At 68.6% G+C, this 18,798-nt stretch carries 14 protein-coding genes; 10 read left to right on the top strand and 4 right to left on the bottom strand.

Annotation, left to right across the window (positions count from 1 at the left end; all coding sequences use genetic code 11):
* The coding region (locus tag IT306_18715) for a fructose-bisphosphatase class II (GenBank protein ID MCC7370463.1) at positions 1–715 on the top strand (715 nt) is incomplete at its 5' end.
* Positions 712–1,848, top strand: coding sequence for an aminotransferase class V-fold PLP-dependent enzyme (locus IT306_18720; GenBank protein ID MCC7370464.1), 1,137 nt, complete (start codon positions 712–714; stop codon positions 1,846–1,848). The genes IT306_18715 and IT306_18720, both read left to right, overlap by 4 nt.
* A gap of 113 nt (positions 1,849–1,961) precedes the next feature.
* On the opposite strand, the gene IT306_18725 is transcribed toward IT306_18720, so the two are convergent.
* From IT306_18725 to IT306_18735, 3 genes are all read right to left on the bottom strand, one after another.
* On the bottom strand, positions 1,962–2,510 hold the full coding sequence (locus tag IT306_18725) for a hypothetical protein (GenBank protein ID MCC7370465.1): 549 nt from the start codon (positions 2,508–2,510) through the stop codon (positions 1,962–1,964).
* 35 nt (positions 2,511–2,545) lie between these two features.
* Positions 2,546–3,322, bottom strand: coding sequence for a DUF4239 domain-containing protein (locus tag IT306_18730; protein MCC7370466.1), 777 nt, complete (start codon positions 3,320–3,322; stop codon positions 2,546–2,548).
* Positions 3,323–3,393: 71 nt separating this feature from the next.
* Positions 3,394–4,794 carry a cation:proton antiporter gene (locus tag IT306_18735; GenBank protein MCC7370467.1) on the bottom strand — a complete coding sequence of 467 codons (1,401 nt, stop codon included), beginning with the start codon at positions 4,792–4,794 and terminating at the stop codon, positions 3,394–3,396.
* Positions 4,795–5,107: 313 nt separating this feature from the next.
* Between IT306_18735 and IT306_18740 the strand changes: the two genes are divergently transcribed.
* The 4 genes from IT306_18740 (at position 5,108) to IT306_18755 (ending at position 11,433) form a co-directional block, all read left to right on the top strand.
* Positions 5,108–7,045, top strand: a complete 1,938-nt coding sequence (locus IT306_18740) for a hypothetical protein (protein MCC7370468.1) — start codon at positions 5,108–5,110, stop codon at positions 7,043–7,045.
* Between the two features lie 840 nt (positions 7,046–7,885).
* Positions 7,886–9,415 carry a sugar ABC transporter substrate-binding protein gene (locus tag IT306_18745; protein ID MCC7370469.1) on the top strand — a complete coding sequence of 510 codons (1,530 nt, stop codon included), beginning with the start codon at positions 7,886–7,888 and terminating at the stop codon, positions 9,413–9,415.
* A 159-nt stretch (positions 9,416–9,574) separates the two neighbouring features.
* Positions 9,575–10,534 (top strand): sugar ABC transporter permease, encoded by a 960-nt coding sequence (locus tag IT306_18750; protein ID MCC7370470.1) that lies wholly within the window; start codon positions 9,575–9,577, stop codon positions 10,532–10,534.
* Complete coding sequence (locus IT306_18755; GenBank protein MCC7370471.1) at positions 10,534–11,433, top strand: carbohydrate ABC transporter permease; 900 nt, start codon at positions 10,534–10,536, stop codon at positions 11,431–11,433. The genes IT306_18750 and IT306_18755 overlap by 1 nt, the downstream gene beginning before the upstream one ends.
* A gap of 56 nt (positions 11,434–11,489) precedes the next feature.
* Here the strand turns inward: IT306_18755 and IT306_18760 are convergent, their stop codons facing one another.
* Positions 11,490–12,599, bottom strand: a complete 1,110-nt coding sequence (locus IT306_18760; GenBank protein MCC7370472.1) for an NAD(P)-dependent alcohol dehydrogenase — start codon at positions 12,597–12,599, stop codon at positions 11,490–11,492.
* 307 nt (positions 12,600–12,906) lie between these two features.
* Between IT306_18760 and IT306_18765 the strand changes: the two genes are divergently transcribed.
* The 4 genes from IT306_18765 to IT306_18780 all read left to right on the top strand — a co-directional run bounded on the left by IT306_18765 (position 12,907) and on the right by IT306_18780 (position 18,403).
* A complete protein-coding gene (locus tag IT306_18765; protein MCC7370473.1) occupies positions 12,907–13,902 on the top strand; it encodes an LLM class flavin-dependent oxidoreductase in 996 nt (331 codons plus the stop codon).
* Between the two features lie 16 nt (positions 13,903–13,918).
* On the top strand, positions 13,919–15,241 hold the full coding sequence (locus IT306_18770; protein MCC7370474.1) for a hypothetical protein: 1,323 nt from the start codon (positions 13,919–13,921) through the stop codon (positions 15,239–15,241).
* 149 nt (positions 15,242–15,390) lie between these two features.
* Positions 15,391–17,046: a hypothetical protein gene (locus IT306_18775; GenBank protein ID MCC7370475.1), complete on the top strand. Its 1,656-nt coding sequence runs from the start codon at positions 15,391–15,393 to the stop codon at positions 17,044–17,046.
* A gap of 106 nt (positions 17,047–17,152) precedes the next feature.
* Positions 17,153–18,403, top strand: a complete 1,251-nt coding sequence (locus tag IT306_18780; GenBank protein MCC7370476.1) for an amidohydrolase family protein — start codon at positions 17,153–17,155, stop codon at positions 18,401–18,403.
* Positions 18,404–18,798: the final 395 nt, after the last annotated feature.

Genomic DNA, 18,798 nt, shown 5'->3' on the forward strand with positions numbered 1-18,798 from the left:
GCCGAACTCCGTGGCCGTCGTGGCGCTGGCCCGGCGCGGCTCGATGCTCCCCTGGAAGGGCATCGCCTACATGGAGAAGATCGCCGTCGGGCCGGCTGGCAAGGGCGTCGTCTCGCTGGAGCTGTCCATCGAGGAGAACCTCCGAGCGCTGGCCTCCGCCAAGTCCGTGGACGTGGACGACCTGACGGTTGTGATCCTCGACCGCGACCGCCACAACGAGATCATCCGGCGGGTACGTGAGGCTGGCGCACGGGTCAAGCTGATCACGGACGGCGATATCGCGGGCGGGATCATGCCGGCCCTTGAAGAGACCGGCATGGACTTGCTGCTGGGGATCGGCGGCTCGCCGGAGGCGGTGACCACTGCCTGCGCGCTCAAGTGCCTGGGCGGCGATATCCAGTGCCGCTACTGGCCGCGCAACGACCGTGAGCGCGAGCTTGCCGAGCAGCAGAACCTCTCGCTGACGAAGATCCTGACCATCGACGATCTCGTGGCCGACGACGACGTGTTCTTCTCGCTGACCGGCGTCACGACCGGCGAGCTGGTGCACGGCGTCCGCTACATGCCGCACGGCGCGTACACCGAGACGCTGGCGATGCGCGGCAAAAGCGGCACCGTGCGGCGGGTGCAGTCCACCCACAACTTCGACAAGCTGATGCGCTACTCGGCGCTGGCCTACGACGATGGCGGCAAGTCCGCGGAGGGCGGCGCATGAGCTCACTGGCCCCCAAGAACGACTTCATCGGGTTGGAGGAGAAGGCGCACCTCGCGGCCGGCGGCGAGACGCCGTTCCTCAAGAGCCACGTCGATGCGCTGACCCGCTACGCCCACGACAAGAGCGACGGCATGCCCGGCCGCATGCGCCAGCTTGCCCTGCACGACCGCGCCCGCGAGAAGGCAGCGGCGCTGCTCGGCGTGGAGAAGGACGAGGTGGCGTTCATCCCGAGCACCTCGGATGGCGTCAACATGGTCGCCCAGACCATCGATTTCAAGCCCGGCGACAACGTCGTGGTGGAGACCATCGAGTTCCCGTCCGACGTGTATCCGTGGCTGCTGCGGCGCTCGCAGGGCGTCGAGGTCCGGTTCGTGGGGCAGGGGTTCGACGTGCCGCCCGGCGCGCTCGAAGCGGCCATCGACGAGCGAACGCGGGCCGTCGCGCTCTCCCACGTCAGCTATCTGACGGGCGTCCGGCACGATCTGGCGTCCGTCGCGGCGGCGGCGCACAAGGTCGGTGCGATCTTCATCGTGGACGCGTCACACGCGCTCGGCGTGGTGCCCGTCGAGGCCCGCCTGGCCGACTTCGTCTTTTCCTGCACCTATAAGTGGCAACTGGGGACCACGGGTATCGCCATCGGGTTCTGGAACCGTCAGCTCCAGCCAGACTGGGCGCCCCAGGTGGCCGGCTGGATGTCCGCGAAGCCCGCTGGCGGCGAGGGCGAGACGCGCCGCCACACCTTCGCCCCGCGCGACGACGCCATGCGGATGACGCTCGGCAACCCGAGCTTCCCGGGCGTCTACGTGGTGGACAACGGCTTGCAGTACCTGCTCGATGTCGGCATCGAGCAGACGGAGGCCCACGCGCTGGAGCTGTCCGGACGGCTGCGCGAGGGGCTGCTGGAGCTTGGCCAGCAGGTGCTGACGCCGGAGGAGCCGGCCCGGCGGGCCGGCAACGTCTGCATCGCGCGGGCGGACGGCGCACGCTTCACCGAGCTGCTGGGCGAGCGCGGGGTGCTGGTCTGGGAGGCCGATGGCCGGGTGCGATTCTCCGCGCACCTCTACAACGACGGCGAGGACGTGGAGCGAGCGCTCGAAGCGGCGCGCGAGGCGGTGGCGGCCCTGGGATCGTAGACGCTCGCACGAGAGCGGCCTGCCTTCCAGGGAGGCCCTCACCCCCCGGATGGCCCTCACCCCCCCACCCCCGCGCACTGGGAGAGGGGGTCGGGGGGTGAGGGCCATCCCGGTCAGCCCTCCCGCCGCGCGAACTGGCCCAGCGTCGGCCGCTCCAGCGCCGCGAAGTCCGGGCCGCGCATCGTCACCGAGACGTCGCGGCCGCCGGCGTTGAACGCGATCGTTTCGCGGCGGACCACGTCCTCATCCGCGAACGTCTGCAGCCCGAACAGGCTCCCGAACGGCGGCACCGCCCCAACCGGCGCGCCCACCAGCTCCAGGATCCGCTCGACGTCCACCATCCGCACGTTCTTGACGCCGGCCTGCTGCCTGAACGCCCGGTTGTCCAGGCGGGCATCGGCCGGCACCACGATCAGCACGATGCGGTCGTCGGCGTGGCAGACCAGCGCTTTGGCCCCGGCGTCGAGCGGCGTCCCGCGCACCCGGGACGCCTCCTCGCTGGTCCGGACCGGCGGATGGCGCATCACCTGGTGGGCCACGCCGCGCTCGGCCAGCAGACCGATGAGCCGCTCGGTCAGCGGCGAGAGCGGCCCGTAGGCGTCGTCAGGAGGACGGTCCGCCGAGGGTGTCACTGGCAGTGTCTGCGAATCGTCAGCGCTCATGGACGGGATTGTGGCACAGCCAGGCACGCGCCTCGTCAGCGGTGAACCGTCGCCGACCGCTCTATTCGATGGAGCACCATCTCCATCGCCTCGGGCTGCACCTTCACGGTTCCACTGAACGGATGATCCATCGCCGCGATCAGGAACAGCACGAACCCGATCGAGGCCACGTACATCGCCGTCATCGCCAGCAGCGCGCGCCGGTGCTTCAGCCCGAAGAAGTAGGTGAACAGCACCGTCACCACGCCACCGCCGATCAGCACCCCCCAGACCATTCTGGGGATGCCGTCGCGGCTGGCTACCAGTCGCTCGCGCCGGTGATCGTCGATGTCGTTCACCTTGTCGAGCAGCTTGGCGTAGATCGTCTCCTCGCGCGGGCCTTTCGGCTCGTAGGCGGTAACGGTGCTCCAGAGCGTCGTGAGCAACTGCGTGGCCATCGCGCTCTCGTTGCCGTGCTCCAGCATGGGCCACTCGTCGTTGACGACGACATGCCCGTAGCCGAGGGCCTGCTCCTGGAGCAGCACCCGAGACTCGTCGGGCAGCCCCCCGGCCAGCCGGAACAGGTCGCCTACGGCGTTCGCTTCGGACTCGGCGGTGCGCCTCGCGTCGTCCAGATCCTCCCAGACGGCGATCACCGCGAACGCCAGAATGACCCCATAGACCAACCCCAGGACGGCCAGGAAGAAGCCAGCCACGTCGTTCTGTTCGAGCTGGACCTCCAGTGGCACCCGCTGCCGAACGCGGGCCGCGCCGAAGACCGCCAGGAGCACGCTGCCGACGATGAACACCAGAAACTGAAGAAGCGTGTCCACGGGAACTCCCAGGTGCGGATAGCTTGCGGATGTGTGGTGAATACGCGCAGGACGAGGGGGCGGCCGGACGGTCAGCCGGCCCGCGAGAGGGGCGGCTCGCCGCTGTGCGGCTGCTGGCGGTACGACGCTGTTGACGGGACCGGCGCGAGCGCCGGCTGCACGTAGCTCAGGCGGTCCATCACGCGGAACACCAGCGGGTTGACGGCGATCGAGATGATCGCGCCGGCGATGATCAACTGGTACGCCTCGTCTGGCAGCAGCCCGAGCGACTTCCCGAGCGTCCCCAGGATGAACGAGAACTCGCCGATCTGCCCGAGGCCAGCCCCGATCATCATAGCCGTCTGTCGGCTCTGCTTGAACGCCAGCGCGATGCCCGTGGCGATGGCTGGCTTGGCCGCGACGATCACGATGACCACCGCCAGCAGGTGCACCGGCATCTGCACGAACGTCATCGGGTCCAGCAGCATGCCGACGCTTGCGAAGAAGAGGACGCCGAACAGGTTCCGCAGCGGGCGGACATCCTCACCCACGACGTGCGCCAGCGGCGAGGCTGAGACGACGATCCCGGCGAAGAACGCCCCGAGCGCCACCGACACGCCGAACAGCGCATTCATCCCGAACGAGACGAACAGGGCCACCACCACCGCTGCCAGCGTCAGCATCTCGTCCGACTTTGCGCGGTCGATGTAGGCCAGCAGCCAGGAGACGGCCCGCCGCAGCAGCGGCAGCAGGCCCACCAGAACGGCGACGTTGATGACGGTGAGGCCAATCAGGACCGGCGCCGACTCCTGCACGCCCGCCTGCCGCACTGAGAACGCCAGGACGCTGTCCGTCTTGTTCAGCAGGCTCTCGACCAGCGTCTCGTGGGCCGAGCGCTCGGCCACCGTCCCGCCGAGCGAGACGGCCAGGACCGGCAGCAGCACCAGCACCAGCGCTGAGAACAGGTCTTCGACCACCAGCCAGCCCACGCCGACCTTGCCAGCCTGGCTCGCCATCAGGTCGCGGGCCATCAGCGCGCGGACCAGCACCACGGTGCTCGCCACCGAGAGCGCCAGCCCCATCACGATGCCGGCCCCGAGGCTCCAGCCGAAGATGGTGGTCAGGACGATGGTCAGGGCGGTTGCCAGGATGCTCTGGATGATGGCGCCCGGCACGGCGATGCCCTTGACTTCGAGCAAATCCTTGACCGAGAAGTGCATCCCGACGCCGAACATCAGGAACGCCACGCCGATCTCGCCAAGCTGCTCGGCGGTGTGCACGTCCGCGACGTGGCCCGGCGTGTACGGGCTCAGTGCGATGCCCGCCAGCAGGAAGCCGACAATCGGCGGCAGCCGCAGGCGCATCGCCAGCAGCCCGCCGATGAGGCCGAACGCGAGCGCCATGGACAGCTCGTCCATCAGCCCCAGGCGCTCGTCGGCGTGCGCCATGTGCTCGGCGATCTCGTGTCCGATCTCCTGAACCCCAGACAACATGGTCGGCCTCCTCCTACGTGCCGAAACGGGATCGGACGACCGTCACCGGCGGACGGACCTCCTCCTGCGGGCTGTGCGCGAGCGGGGTGCGGCGTGCCGGGAGCGTGTGTCTGCGCTGACACCCGTCAGAAGGCGCACCGTGGGCGGCGCCCCGTCATCCCACGGTCATCCAGGGCGTCCACCACGACAACGAGCCGGCGGGTAGGCAGAGTGATGGCCCGGCGCGGAAGTCGGGACGCGATCCGCCGTTCCGGCCGAGCCGTCTCCCGCATAATCCTGCCCGACGCGAGGATAGGGATAGCGGAGGGCGAGGGTGACGACGGGCTGGGAGCGGCTGGCCACGTTCGAGGGCGGCACGGTGGCCGGCATGGCGCGCGCTCAGGCGGCGGACGGCTCGTGGCACGTCTTCGCGGCGACGCCCGTCGGGGTGTTCCGCTCGGTGGACCGGGGCCACTCCTGGGCGCCGCTCGGAGTGGGAGCACGGGTTGCCGGCGCGCAGGTGGTGGCGGCCTCGCCCCGCTACGCCGAGGACGGCATCGTCTACGCGGGCGCGCACGACGGCGTCTACCGTCTGGACGATCCGAGCGGCTCCTGGCAGCTGATCTTGACCCAGTGCATGGCCCACTGCATCGCGCTGGACGCTGGCGACCGGGACGCTCGGCCTGATGGGGGTGGCCTGACCGTCTTCGTCGGCACCGAGGACGACGGCATCCTGGTCAGCCGGAACGGCGGCCGGAGCTGGGAGGGCGCGAACGCTGGCCTGCTGGATCTCTCCGTCTACGACCTCGCGCTCTCGCCAGCGTTCGCAGAGGATGGCATCGCGTTCGCGGCCACCGGCGATGGGCTGTACCGCACCCGCAACGGCGGCGAGGCCTGGCGGCAGCTCGACACCGACACCAACGATCTGGACTTTCACGCGGTCAGCCTCTCGCCCGCCTTTGCTGAAGACCGTGTGGTGCTGGCTGCAAGCTATGGTGTCGGCCTCTTCCGCTCAGAGGATGGAGGACGCTCCTGGAGCAACATCGGAGAGGCTGACAGGCGCCTGCTCCTGGACGGTGACGTGTGGTCGCTGGCGCAGGATGAGTGTCAATCAAGTGTCATGAGGCTGCCAGGAGCTGCGGATAGCGCGTCGAGCATCCTGCTCGGCGTGTGTGACCTTGGGCTGAGACGATCAGACGATGGTGGCGCGACGTGGCAGCCCTCATCACGCGGCCTTACCGCCACGTTGACGGCAACGCTGACGCTCTCACTGCATTTTGGGAGTGATCACACGATCTACGCGCCGATTCCGAGCATCGGAGTTGGTGTGTCCCGCGACGGCGGCGAGACCTGGGCATTCCCGCCGGGACCACCAGAGGAAGGCGAACCCGTCAGACCGACTGACGATCCAGACAAGCCCGTGAACTGGCCCCGCTACAACATGGACCGACTTGCCGCCATGCTCGATCCATCGGGACGTACCCAGCTCTTGGGGGCAACGGTCACTGGACTCTATCGTAGCGACGACGACGGCGTCTCCTGGGTGCCCGTTCAGTCGACCTCAGTACTCGGCGAGTCTGTCGAAGTCGCTGCTGTCGCTCAGACAGCCCATGGCGCTCACTACGTCACGGCGATTACCACGGACACGGCGCCGCGCTTGAAGCTCGTCGGATCACGGGACGGAGGCCAGACACGAGCGGAGATCTCAGTTCCAGTTGCTGATGCTGTCCTGGCTGGACTGGCTCTGGCGCCTGGCTCCGGCCTGGACGGCGCCCTCTATCTTGCCGTGGTCGAGTCCGCAGGGGCGGAATTCACACTGTGGTATTCGGCGGACGGCGGACGGCGTTGGCAGCAGCGGTTTGTCCACACCAGTGGTGGGCAGCGCGTAGCTTCACCGATCTGCGCGCTGCCGGCCAACCCGTGGGATGACACCGTCGTCATGGCGCTCGGGAGCCGGGCGCTGCGGCCACGTCCGAACGCCTGGGAGACGAAGGGCGGCATGCGGCGGCCAGTCTGGGACGCGGTCGAGCTGCCGGGCGCCATCGCGAGCCTCGCGGCATCGCCGGCCTATGCCCAGGATCGGACCCTCTTCGCCGCCACGAGCGCTGGTGTCTTCGTCTCACGGGATGGCGGCGCGACATTCCTGGACTGGAATGATGGACTCGATCCGCCGAACTGCGTCGCCGTGGCCGTCTCGCCGGCCTACGCCGAGGACCGGCTCGTCTACGCGCTGGGACTTGGTGGCACAATCTGGCGTCGCACGGACGCGTAGCCACTCGGAGAGAGCGTCTCGGCGGCAGGAGCCGTTCGGCGGTCCGGTCGCGCCGCCAGCTCACAGCCTGTCCGTCCGGTCCTGGTGTGCTGGTCAATGCTGTCGGTCTGGGATCCCAGGGCGATTGCATGTTCATTGGTGTTCCTGAAGCATCAGGGAACGGGCGGTCGGGGACTGAAGTCCCCGCCTACAGTCACGCCGTCGCTGCGCGACGGACGCAGGGAACGGCAGGCACTGGAGCGACTGGAGCGTCGCGCAGCGACTGCAGGATGGTAGGCGGAGCTTTCAAGCCCCGACGCGGCGGCACGACGCGCTCAACATACGATTGCACTGGTAGCAGCATCAGGGCGATTGCATGTTCATTGGTGTTCCTGAAGCATCAGGGAACGGGCGGTCGGGGACTGAAGTCCCCGCCTACAGTCACGCCGTCGCTGCGCGACGGACGCAGGGAACGGCAGGCACTGGTGCGACTGGAGCGTCGCGCAGCGACTGCAGGATGGTCGGCGGGGCTTTCAAGCCCCGACGCGGCGGCACGACACACCCAACATGCAATCCCCCTGTCTGGGATCCAAAAGTCCTTGACAGGCAGGGGCGCTGTCAGTACGATTGCGCCGGGTGTTTACAGGATGGGGAGCGCTCACAGTCTGTGATGGCTGACCGGCGCTGTTCCCGTTCCCGATACATCCGACACCTCCAAGCGTTGACGATGTCGTCAGCCCGCCGGCTCACAAGCTCCTTTCGTGAGGGCGGTGGCACGTAGCAGTGGAGAGGGGGCCAGGCATGGCCAGAGACGTGACCTCGCGTATATCGCGCCGTCGCATGCTGAAGGGCACAGCACTTGTGCTCGGAGGCCTTTCAGGATCGGCGATCCTTGCCGCGTGCGGCGGGGCGGCTCCGGCTGCGCCAACCGCTGCACCGGCCAAGCCGACCGAAGCCCCGAAGCCGGCCGCTCCGGCGGCTGCCTCTTCTCCGGCTGCCGCTGCGCCCGCCGCTGCCGCCTCACCGGCTGCTGCCGCCGCTGCCTCGCCGGCCGCTGGCGCATCGCCGGCTGCCTCCCCGGCCGCCGCTGCTGCCGCCGCCAAGCCCGTGGCCGGCGGCCCGCGCGTCACCATCCGCGACCACGACTGGATTCAGGGCACCCCTGGTCAGGCTGGCGACTGGTACGACGCCTTCATCGCCAAGTTCGAGGCCGAGAACCCGAACATCAAGGTCGAGCGGGAGTGGTTCCCGCGCGCCGAGATGCACGCCAAGCAGCTGGCGCTCGCCGCCACCGGCCAGATCGGCGACACCGTCCGCATCAACCTCGCCCCCATCGTCTCCGAGCTGCAGATCAAGGGCGTCATCCACGACCTTGACTCGCTGTTCAAGGACGACAAGCAGTGGACCGACAACGACCAGAAGCAGTTCTGGGCGGGCAACCTGAAGACCTACACCCGCGAGGGTAAGCTCTGGGGCCTGCCGGTCGTCGGCCACCCGGGCGCTATCCACCACTTCATCAACCGCACGATGGTGGAGAAGCTCGGCCTGAAGATGCCGGCCGATGCTGGCACCTGGACCTTCGAGGACTTGCAGACGCTGGCGAAGGGCCTCACCCAGAGCGCCCAGGGTCGCACCACGGTCTACGGCGTCATCCCGCCCGTCAACAACACCTCGGTCAACGAGGGCATGGTGGGCTTCCTGCGGGCGTTCAAGGGCGACCTCTTCGATGCTGACGGCAAGAAGTGTCTCCTGAACACGCCCGAGTCGATTGCCGGCCTCAAGGCGTTCACCGAGCTGTACAAGTCCGGCGCGGCGTTCCCGTGGGCCGCCAACGTGGACGACCAGCGGCAGGAGATGTTCCAGAGCCAGAAGGTCGGCATGATCATCCAGACGGCGTTCGCCGCCTCGGCGTGGCCGGGCCAGATCGCCAAGCTGCCGAACCCGTTCGAGATGGAAGTGATCCCGAACCCGATTGGCCCGCTCGGCAAGCATGCGACGCAGGTCTCCTCGGACGGCAAGACCGTCTCGAAGGCGACCAAGAATCCGGCCGAGGCCTGGACCGTCCTCTCGCGGCTGTTCACCAGCCAGCGGCACGGCATCGAGCGGTTCGCCAACGGTCTCGGCAGCCCGGGCAGCCGCAACGACGTCTGGGACAGCGACGAGTTCCGCAAGGTGGCCCCGAAGCTCGGGAACATCGCCAAGAACGTCGTGCTGCCGCCGTCCCCGGCCATGGACGCCTGGCACCATCCGGCCAACGGTCGCTTCGTGGAGACCGAGTCGATCCTGCTCAACGAGTGGGTCAAGGTGACGCTCGGGCAGCTCGAGGTCGAGAAGTTCGCGCAGGACGTGGGCAAGCAGATCCAGGACATCATGGACAAGCCGCCCGTCTAATCCGCCGACCCTGTGGGAGGGGGCAGACGGTCGCCGCACCGCCCAGGCGCGCGGCGACCCGTCTGCTCCCTCTCTGTTTTCCTACTGGCACCCCTTCACCGACGCAGGCGCTGGCGGTGAGACTCCTCAAGAGCCGCGCGTTGACGACGGAGGCATGACGTGGTCGCACAATCCGCGACAACCGCCAAACCGCGCGTGGCTGCCGGCAGCCTGCGCCGCGACGAGATCTTCTGGGCGTATGTGTTCGTCTCGCCCTGGATCGTCGGCCTGATCGTGTTCGTGCTCGGGCCGATGCTCTTCTCGCTCCTGCTGAGCTTCTTCAACTACACCCTGGGACGGGACTACACGTTCGCCGGCCTGGACAACTGGATCAAGGCGTTCACCAAAGACGAGCTGTTCTGGCCGTCCGTGGGCCGGACGCTCCTCTACGCTGGCGTGACCGTGCCGCTCAGCGTGGTCGGCGCGCTCCTGACGGCGATCCTGCTCAACCAGGGGCTGCGCTTCACGACGTTCTACCGCACCGTCTTCTTCATGCCGCACCTCGTGCCGGTGGTGGCCGCCGTCTACATCTGGGTCTGGCTGCTGAGCGGCCAGTACGGCCTCGTCAACGAAGCGATCTTCCAGGTCAGCTACTACCTGATGGGCAAGGGCATCATCGGGCCGAACTACTTCGGCGATCCGGCCTGGGCGCTCTGGGCACTGATGCTGATCTCCCTGTGGGGAGCCATCGGCGGCAACATGATGGTGATCTTCCTGGCGGGCCTTCAGGGCATCCCCCAGGAGCTGTACGAAGCGGCCTCGATTGACGGCGCCGGACCGCTCCGCCGCTTCTGGAACGTCACCATCCCGATGATCTCCCCCACCATGTTCTTCAACTTTGTGCTGGCGAGCATCGGCGCGGTCCAGACGTTCGAGGCGGCGTTCGTCGGGACGGCCGGCGGCCCGGCCTACGCCACCTGGATCTACGGCCTCCACATCTACGAGCACACGTTCAAGTACTTCGACATGGGCTACGGCTCGACGCTCGCCTGGATCATGTTCATCGGCCTGAGCGTGTTCACCTACATCCAGTTCCGCGCCTCGCGCGATCTCGTGTACTACGCCGGGGAGGGGCGCTGATGGCCCAGCACGCCGCACGAATCGACCGCCCCGCCTCGCGCACGGCCGGCGAGCAGATGCTGCCGGTCATGAAGCTGCTCGGGCGGTTCGGCCTGCACCTGATCGCCGTGATCCTCGGCATCATGCTGATGCTGCCATTCTACTGGGCGCTCAGCAGCTCGCTGAAGCAGGTGCAGGAGGTCCGGCTGATCCCGCCGATCTTCTGGCCGCCCGTGCCGCAGTGGCACAACTACGCAGACGTCTTCAACGTCCGCATGTTCGCCGGCTGGTACTGGAACAGCATCTTCCTGACCGTCGTCGCGGCGACGGGCACGGTTGTCTCGTCGTCGTTGGGCGGGTACGCCTTCGCGCGGTTCCGCTTCCCGGGCAAGAACTTCCTGTTCAGCATCACGATGGCGACGATCCTCCTGCCGCAGTACGTGCTGCTGATCCCCAACTTCATGCTGTTCTGGCAGCTCGGCTGGCTGAACACCTACCTGCCGCTGACGGTGCCGTACTGGTTCGGCAGCGCCTTCTACATCTTCCTGTTCCGCCAGTTCTTCATGACGATCCCGCTCGACCTGGACGAGGCCGCCCGCATCGACGGCGCGAGCTACCCGCGGATCTTCTGGAGCATCATGCTGCCGCTCTCGGGGCCGGTCTACGCGACGGCCGCGATCATCGACGGCATCGCCCAGTGGAACTCGTTCCTGCGCCCGCTGATCATCCTGAACCAGCCGGAGAGCTACCCGCTGAGCGTCGGGCTGCGCTACTTCGTGGTCAGCCCGAACGACGGCCAGCCGAAGGACCATCTCCTGATGGCCGCCGCCGTGATGATGACGATCCCCGTCATCCTGATCTTCTTCATCGGCCAGCGCTACTTCGTGCGGGGCGTGGCGATGACCGGTATCAAGGGGTAGGGCGAGGGGCCTGGGGCGTAGTTCGTGGGGAGAGGAAGCGCCCCTCGACCCACGAACTACGCCCCACCACCCACGTCGACGATCACCTTGACCGCGCCGCTGGCCGGATTCTCGACGGCCGCGAACGCCTCCGAGACGCGCGCCAGCGGGAAGTGGTGCGTCACCAGCGGCCTCGCGTCGATCTGCCCGGAGGCGACCAACGCTAGCGCCGCCGCGTACGTGTTGACGTAGCGGAAGATGCCGCGCAGATCCACCTCGCGGGCGGCAGCGTCGAGGATCGGAAGCTGCATCTCGTCGGCGCCCATGCCGACCAGCACCACCGTGCCGCCGGGCCGCGTGGCCGTGATGGCCGCCCGGACGGCTGCCTCCGCGCCCGAGCAGTCAATCGCCACGTCGATGGGGCCGTGCGCGCGCTCCCGGGCGATGCGGCCCAGGTCAGGGTCGCGGGCGTCGCCCACGTCGATGACTGCCGATGCGCCAAGGCTGGCCGCCAGGTCGAGTCGCTCGGCCCGCACGTCGGAGATCAGCACCTCGGCTGCGCCCGCCGCCCGCGCCATCAGCAGCGCCGTCAGGCCGACTGGCCCCGCGCCCAGCACCAGCACGCGGCTGCCGGCCACCACACCGCCGCGCCGGCAAGCGTGCAGTCCGACCGAGAGCGGCTCCAACAGCGCCCCTTCGTCCAGGCTGACGTGCTCCGGCAGCTTGAAGCAGAAATCGGCAGGGTGGACGACGTAGGTGGCCATCGAGCCGTCGATGGGCGGCGTGGCGAAGAACCGCATGTCCAGGCAGAGGTTGTAGCGGCCGGACTTGCAGGCCGCGCAGGCTCGGCAGGGGACGCCCGGCTCCAGCGCCACCCGGTCTCCTGGTGCGAGGCCCGTCACGCCCGGCCCGACTGCGGCCACCTCGCCGGCCGACTCGTGCCCGATGACCATCGGCGCGCGGACCACGAAGCTGCCGATCCGCCCGTGCGTCAGATAGTGGACGTCCGAGCCGCAGATGCCGACGCTCCGCATCCCCACCAGCACCTCGCCCGGCCCAGGCTCCGGGATCGGGCGCGGCTCCAGGCGCAGATCGCCGATGCCGTGCAGGACGGCGGCGAGGTTCTGATCGGGCGACGCAGGCCCGGGCGCGCCCCGGCCTGCGTCGCTGCCAGCAGTCGGGGGCATCGCTCCTCCTCAGCCGAGCCCCGCCAGCGTGGCCGGGGCGGGAACATCATGCTCTGGCGATGATAGAGCACCGCGCCATGGAACCACGCGTGAACCGCCAGAGCGTCCCAGGGCGATTGCATGATGGCCTCGTCGTGCAGCCCCGACCGCTCGTTTGACGGCGTTTTAGGAACACCAACGATCATGCAATCGCCCTGCAGAGCGTCCAACGCCGCTTGACGCTCGCGTGCCCGGCTCGTAGCATCCGGCAAGCGCTCTCCGCCTTCCTGGCTGGCGGCGCGTGCTTCACCGACGAGGGAGACGAGCCGTGCAGTTCGGATTCATACCGACCGAGGGCGGTCATTTCTACCGCGAGGCGCTCGAAGAGGTCGTGCTCGGCGAGGAGCTCGGGTATGACTCGGTCTGGATGGAGGAGCACCACGGCGTCGAGAACCACTACTGGCCGTCGCCGCTGCTGGTGCTGGCCGGGTTCGCCGCGAGGACCAGCCGCATCCGTCTCGGTACCGACGTGGTGGTGCTGCCGTTCCACCACCCGGTCAAGGCGGCCGAGGACGCCGCGATGGTGGACGTCATCTCCAACGGGCGGCTGACGCTCGGCGTGGCCATCGGCTACCGCCCCGACGAGCTGGCGCTGTTCGGCGTGGCGCCGGAGACGCGCGGCGCGCGCTTCGTGGAGCAGGTCACCATCATGCGGCGGCTCTGGACCGAGGACTCGGTCACGTTCCAGGGCAAGTTCTTCCAGCTGGAGAACGCCCGCCTGGAACCGAAGCCGGTCCAGGCCCAGATCCCGATCTGGCTCGGGGCCTGGGGGCCGCTCGGGATGAAGCGGGCCGCCACCCTGGCGGACGGCTGGCTGCCCGGCCCGACCGCCAAGCTCGAGAAGCTCCTGTCCGCGCGCGATCAGTACCATGCCGAGCTGCGGAAAGCCGGGAAGGATCCGGCCGTTGCGCCGGCCCCGCTGACCCGTGAGCTGATCATCGCCGAGACGGAAGAGAAGGCCCGGGAGCTGGCCGAGCGGCACCTGATGGTCAACTACCGCGACGAGTACGGCGGCGGCGCCTGGAACCATCCGCTCGTCGGGGCCTCGGACACGACGCGCGTGGACGTGCTGGACGAGATCGGGCGGGACCGCTTCATCGTCGGGACGCCGGACCAGTGCATCGCCAAAATCCAGCACTTTCGCGAGACGTTCGGCGTCGATCACCTGATCTTCCGCCTGTTCTTCCCTGGCCTGCCCCACGAGCACATCATGAACGAGCTACGGCTGCTGGCCCGGGAGGTTCTCCCGGCCTTCAAATCGTAGTCAGAGGACATCCTGCATGGGCAAGACCCGCATCTGCTTCGTGGGCGGCGGCAGCTACCAGTGGACACCCAAGCTGCTGACCGACATCGCGCTGACGCCGAACCTCTCGGGCAGCATCGTCCTGCACGACATCGCGCCCGAGCCGATGCTGGAAATGCAGCGGCTTGGGCAGAAGATCGTGGCGGCGGCTGGCGCTGACTGGACTATCGAGACCAGCGGCAACCTGGAGGACGCCCTCAAGGACGCCGAGTTCGTCATCGTCACCATCACGACCGGCGGCCTGGAGGCGATGCGTAAGGATCTCGACATCCCGCTGCGCTACGGCATCTACCAGTCGGTCGGAGATACCGTCGGGCCGGGCGGCCTCTCGCGGGCGTTGCGGAATGTGCCGGTGATGGTCGGCATCGCCCAGGCGATAGAGAAGGTCTGCCCGGACGCCTGGATGCTCAACCTGACGAATCCGCTGACCGTCCTGACCCGGGCCGTCCACAAGACGACGGGCATCAAGGCGATGGGCCTCTGCCACGAGCTGCAAGGCGTGCGCGGCGGGATGATGCGGATGTTCGGCGTGGACGTCGAAGACTTCGAGATGAAGGTGGCCGGGGTCAACCACCTGATCTGGCTGCTCGACCTCAAGATCAACGGTCGGGATGGCTTCGAGATGGTCCGCGCGTTCGAGGCCAGCGGCAAGCCAGTCCCGCTGCGCTCGACCAGCGGTGGCCACCGCGAGCCGTTCCAGGATCGCTGGGGCGTCAAATTCTCGCTGCTGAAGACGTATGGCTATCTGCCGGCGGCCGGCGACCGCCACATCGCCGAGTTCTTCCCGCACTTCCTGCAGGAGGAGACCGGGGCCGGCGCAGACTACGGCGTGCTGCTCACCCAGATCGACCATCGCTACGACATGCTCAAAGCCTCGCAGGCGCAGGTCCGCGCGACGCTCGCCAGCGACGTGCCGATGGCCCTGGAGCACTCGCCGGAGGAGTCCGCCGACATCATCGCGGCGATGGTGAACGGGCGGCCATTCCGGGCCGTCGTCAACGTCGCGAACACCGGCCAGATCGACAACCTGCCGCGCGGGGCGGTGGTCGAGACGCTGGCAGAGGTCGGGGCGACGGGCGTCAACCCGGTCGGCGTGGGGGCGTTGCCGATGAGCATCCTCGGGACGCTCCATCCGCACGCGGTCAACCAGGAGATCCTGGTCGACGCGGCCCTGACGGGTGACCGACACCTGGCGCTCCAGGCGCTGGTGGGCGATCCGCTGGTGCGCGACTACAAGAGCGTGCCGCGGCTCCTGGACGACCTGCTGACGGCCCACGCCGGCCTGCTGCCGCAGTTCTGAAAGAGCCGCAACCGCGACAGAGCGAGTCCACCCTGTAAACCTGATACCCAGAACCCGAAACCCTTGGCCCGGCTACCATGTCCCCCGAGGGCGTCGGCCGCGCGATGGGTGCGCGGACGCCCGCACGGACACAGGGAGGTCGTCCTGCCATGGGTAAGGTCAAAGCCGCGAACGGCCTGGTGCGCTGCCTCAAGGCCGAGGGCGTGCCGTGGGTCGCCTGCTACCCGACCAACCACGTCAACAACGCGCTTGGCGAGGAGGGCGTGCCCATCGTCATGATGGGCGAGGAGCGCTTCGCCGTCGCCGTGGCGGACGCCTACTCGCGGGTGACCCAGGGCAAGCGCATCGGCGTCTGCACCATCATGGCGAACCTCAACGCGGCGGGCATCCAGATGGCGTACGGGGCCATCGCCCAGGCCTGGGAGGACTCCTCGCCGCTGCTGGTCATCGCCGAGGGCGTCAACCGAGGCGCCAGCCGCCATACCCACTACGACATGCCCGGTGCGCTCAAGTCGGTGACCAAGTGGGTCGGCGTGATCGACCAGGGCGAGCTGGTGCCGGACTACGTGCGCCGCGCGTTCACGCATCTGCGCTCGGGGCGGCCGGGGCCAGTCGTGCTGATCATCCCGCGTGATGCCGGCGAGTATGACGAGGACGAGCATCCGTACACACCGGTCAAGGGCTGGCGCTCGGGGCCAGACCCGGCCGACGTGTCCGAGGCGATCTCGGCGCTGCTGGCGGCGAAGAAGCCCGTCATCTACGCTGGCGAGGGCGTCCTCTACGCCGATGCCGCCGCCGAGCTGAGGCAGTTCGCCGAGGCGGCCGGCGTGCCGGTCCTGACCACCCTCAAGGCCAAGAGCGTCTTCCCGGAGAGCCACCCGCTCTCGCTGCTGGCGCGCGGCGTCATGGCGAACCACTTCCTGACCGAGAGCGACCTGATTTTCTCCATCGGGTCGAGCCTCTTCCCGAACCGCTTCAGCCACGCCATCCCGAACCCGGCGAAGAAGACCATCGTCCAGTGCACCATCGATCTGCTGGACATCAACCGCAGCTACGAGACGAAGCACGCGGTCATCGGGGATGCGAAGCTGACACTCCAGGCGCTGATCGCGGAGCTGGCCGGGCGGCAGGCCAGCAGCGGCGCGAGCCAGCGGCTCCTCGACGAGATCGCCGGCCTGCGGCGCGAGTTCTGGGGCACGTTCCGCCCGCTGATGGAGTCCGACGAGCAGCCGATCAATCCGTACCGCGTGTTTGGCGATCTCCAGAAGGTGCTGGACCCGCACAACTCGTTCGTGACGGCGGACTCGGGCAACACCCGCGATCAGACCAGCACCGTCTACCAGGCCGAGATCCCGCGTGGGTATCTTGGCTGGGGCAACGTCTCGACGCTCGGCTTCAGCCTGGCCGGGGCCATCGGCGCGAAGCTGGCGTTCCCCGAGCGGCAGGTGGTGAACGTCACAGGCGATGCTGGCGTCAGCTACATGATGGGCAACTTCGAGGCCGTCGCCCGCTACAAGATCGGCCTGACGACGATCCACATCAACAACGGCGGGTACTCCGGCTACGGCCCCGGCTTCTGGGGCGCGGGGCACGATCCGTACACGTTCAAGGTCTCGGACCACACCGAGGCCAGCATGTCGGCGATGGCGAAGGCGGTCGGCTGGTACGGCGAGATGGTCTCCGAGCCGTCCGAGGTGATCCCGGCCCTGCGCCGCGCGCTGGACGCGAACGGCCAGAGTCGCCCGGCCTACCTGGAGTTCATCTGCTCGCAGCACCCGGTCCACGGCGGGTGGGTCGGCCGGTAGCCCGTCACGACGCCTGCTCAGGCTGGCGCTGCGTCCCGTTGCTCGCAGCGCTGGCCCGGAGTTGCTACCCTGCCGCTAACCGACCATTGCGTCAGGGGAGGGCAGGGTGCCGGCTACGTTGATTCGCGCAGGGACGCTGGTGGATGGCACCGGCGCGCCGGCCATCCAGGGGGGCGCTGCCGTGCTGCTCGCGGATGGGGTGATCCAGGCCGTCGGCCCGCGAGATACCGTCAGCGCCCCATCGGACGCCGAGATCGTGGAGCGGCCGGACGACTCCATCGTGCCGGGGATCGTGGACGGCCACGTCCACCTGATGCTCGGCGTCCCGGCCGATCCGTTCCACCTCCAGGCTCGCATGGATGCCGTCCACCTGTTCGCCTGGGGCGCGGCCAACGCCCAGGCCTGCCTCGCGGCCGGCCTGACCACCATCTACGACTGCGGCGGCCCCGACGACCAGACCATCACGCTGCGGGACGCCGTCGCCAGCGGCCTGCTGGCCGGCCCGCGCATGCTGGTCGCGGGCGCGCCGGTCACCACCACGGCCGGCCACTGCAACTGGCTCGGGAATCGCGCCGACTCCCGCGATGAGGTCGTTAAGGCCACCCGCCGGCTGGTGGAGCAGGGGGCGGACTTCGTCAAGGTGATGGCGACGGGCGGCTCGCTGACGCCCGCGTCCAACCGCTACACGCCGCAGTACAGGCGCAAGACGCTGTCGGAGTTGGTCCGCGAGGCGCACCGGCTCCGGCGGCGGGTCGTGGCGCACTGCAACGCGACGGTCGGCATCCGCCGGAGCGTGCGGGCCGGCGTGGACATCATCGCGCACTGCAACTGGCTGGGCGAGACCCCCGAGTACCTCGACTACGACGACGAGGTCGCGCGGCAGATGGGCGAGCAGGGCACGTACGTGGATTTCAACATCGAAGGGGCCATCGGGCCGCTGGCCGGCCGCGACGGCCTGCCCCGCGAGTGGCCGCACGAGGGGCCGCCGCCCGAGACCCGCTGGGAGATCGGCCGGCAGATGTGCCGCCACGGCGTCCGGGTCTACCTCACCAGCGACGCCATCGGGCGGAACTATGGGCTGCTGCCGCGCAACCTCGCCCGCATGCCCGCTCGGTTCGGGGATGCGCCGGTCGACCTGCTCAGCCGCGTGACCTCGATCCCGGCCGCCGCGCTGGGCCTGGACGGCCGGATCGGCGCGCTGCGGCCGGGCCTCTCGGCGGACGTGCTGGTCATCCCCGGCAACGCCGAACACGACCTCACGGGCCTGTCTGCGCCAGAACTGGTGTATCTACGTGGGCAGGTGGTCGCGGAGCGCGGGCGGGTCAGCCTGCCGACGCGCCTCACCACGATCCCGTGATCGCCGCATGCCTCCGAGCCGCTCCTTGACCGAGTACCGCCGTCCCAACCGACAGGATGAGTGTGCCCTCCCGTCATCCCGACCGCAGCGAGGAACATGCCCCACTCGTCATCCCGGCGGAAGCGAGGCTCACGCCGCTCGGGATGACAGGGTGGGAAGTCAGGGCGATTGCATGTTCATTGGTGTCCCCGAAGGATCATGGAACGGGCGGTCGGGGACTGAAGTCCCCGCCTACAGTCACACCGTCGCTGCGCGACGGCCGTCGGGCACGGCCGGCACTGGTGCGACTGGAGCGTCGCGCAGCGACTGCAGGATCGTAGGCGGGGCTTTCAAGCCCCGACGCCGCCGCACGACGCGCTCAACATACGATTGCACTGGTAGCAGCATCAGGGCGA

The sequence above is a fragment of the Chloroflexota bacterium genome (genome assembly GCA_020850535.1).
In the GTDB taxonomy this organism is placed as follows: domain Bacteria; phylum Chloroflexota; class UBA6077; order UBA6077; family JACCZL01; genus JADZEM01.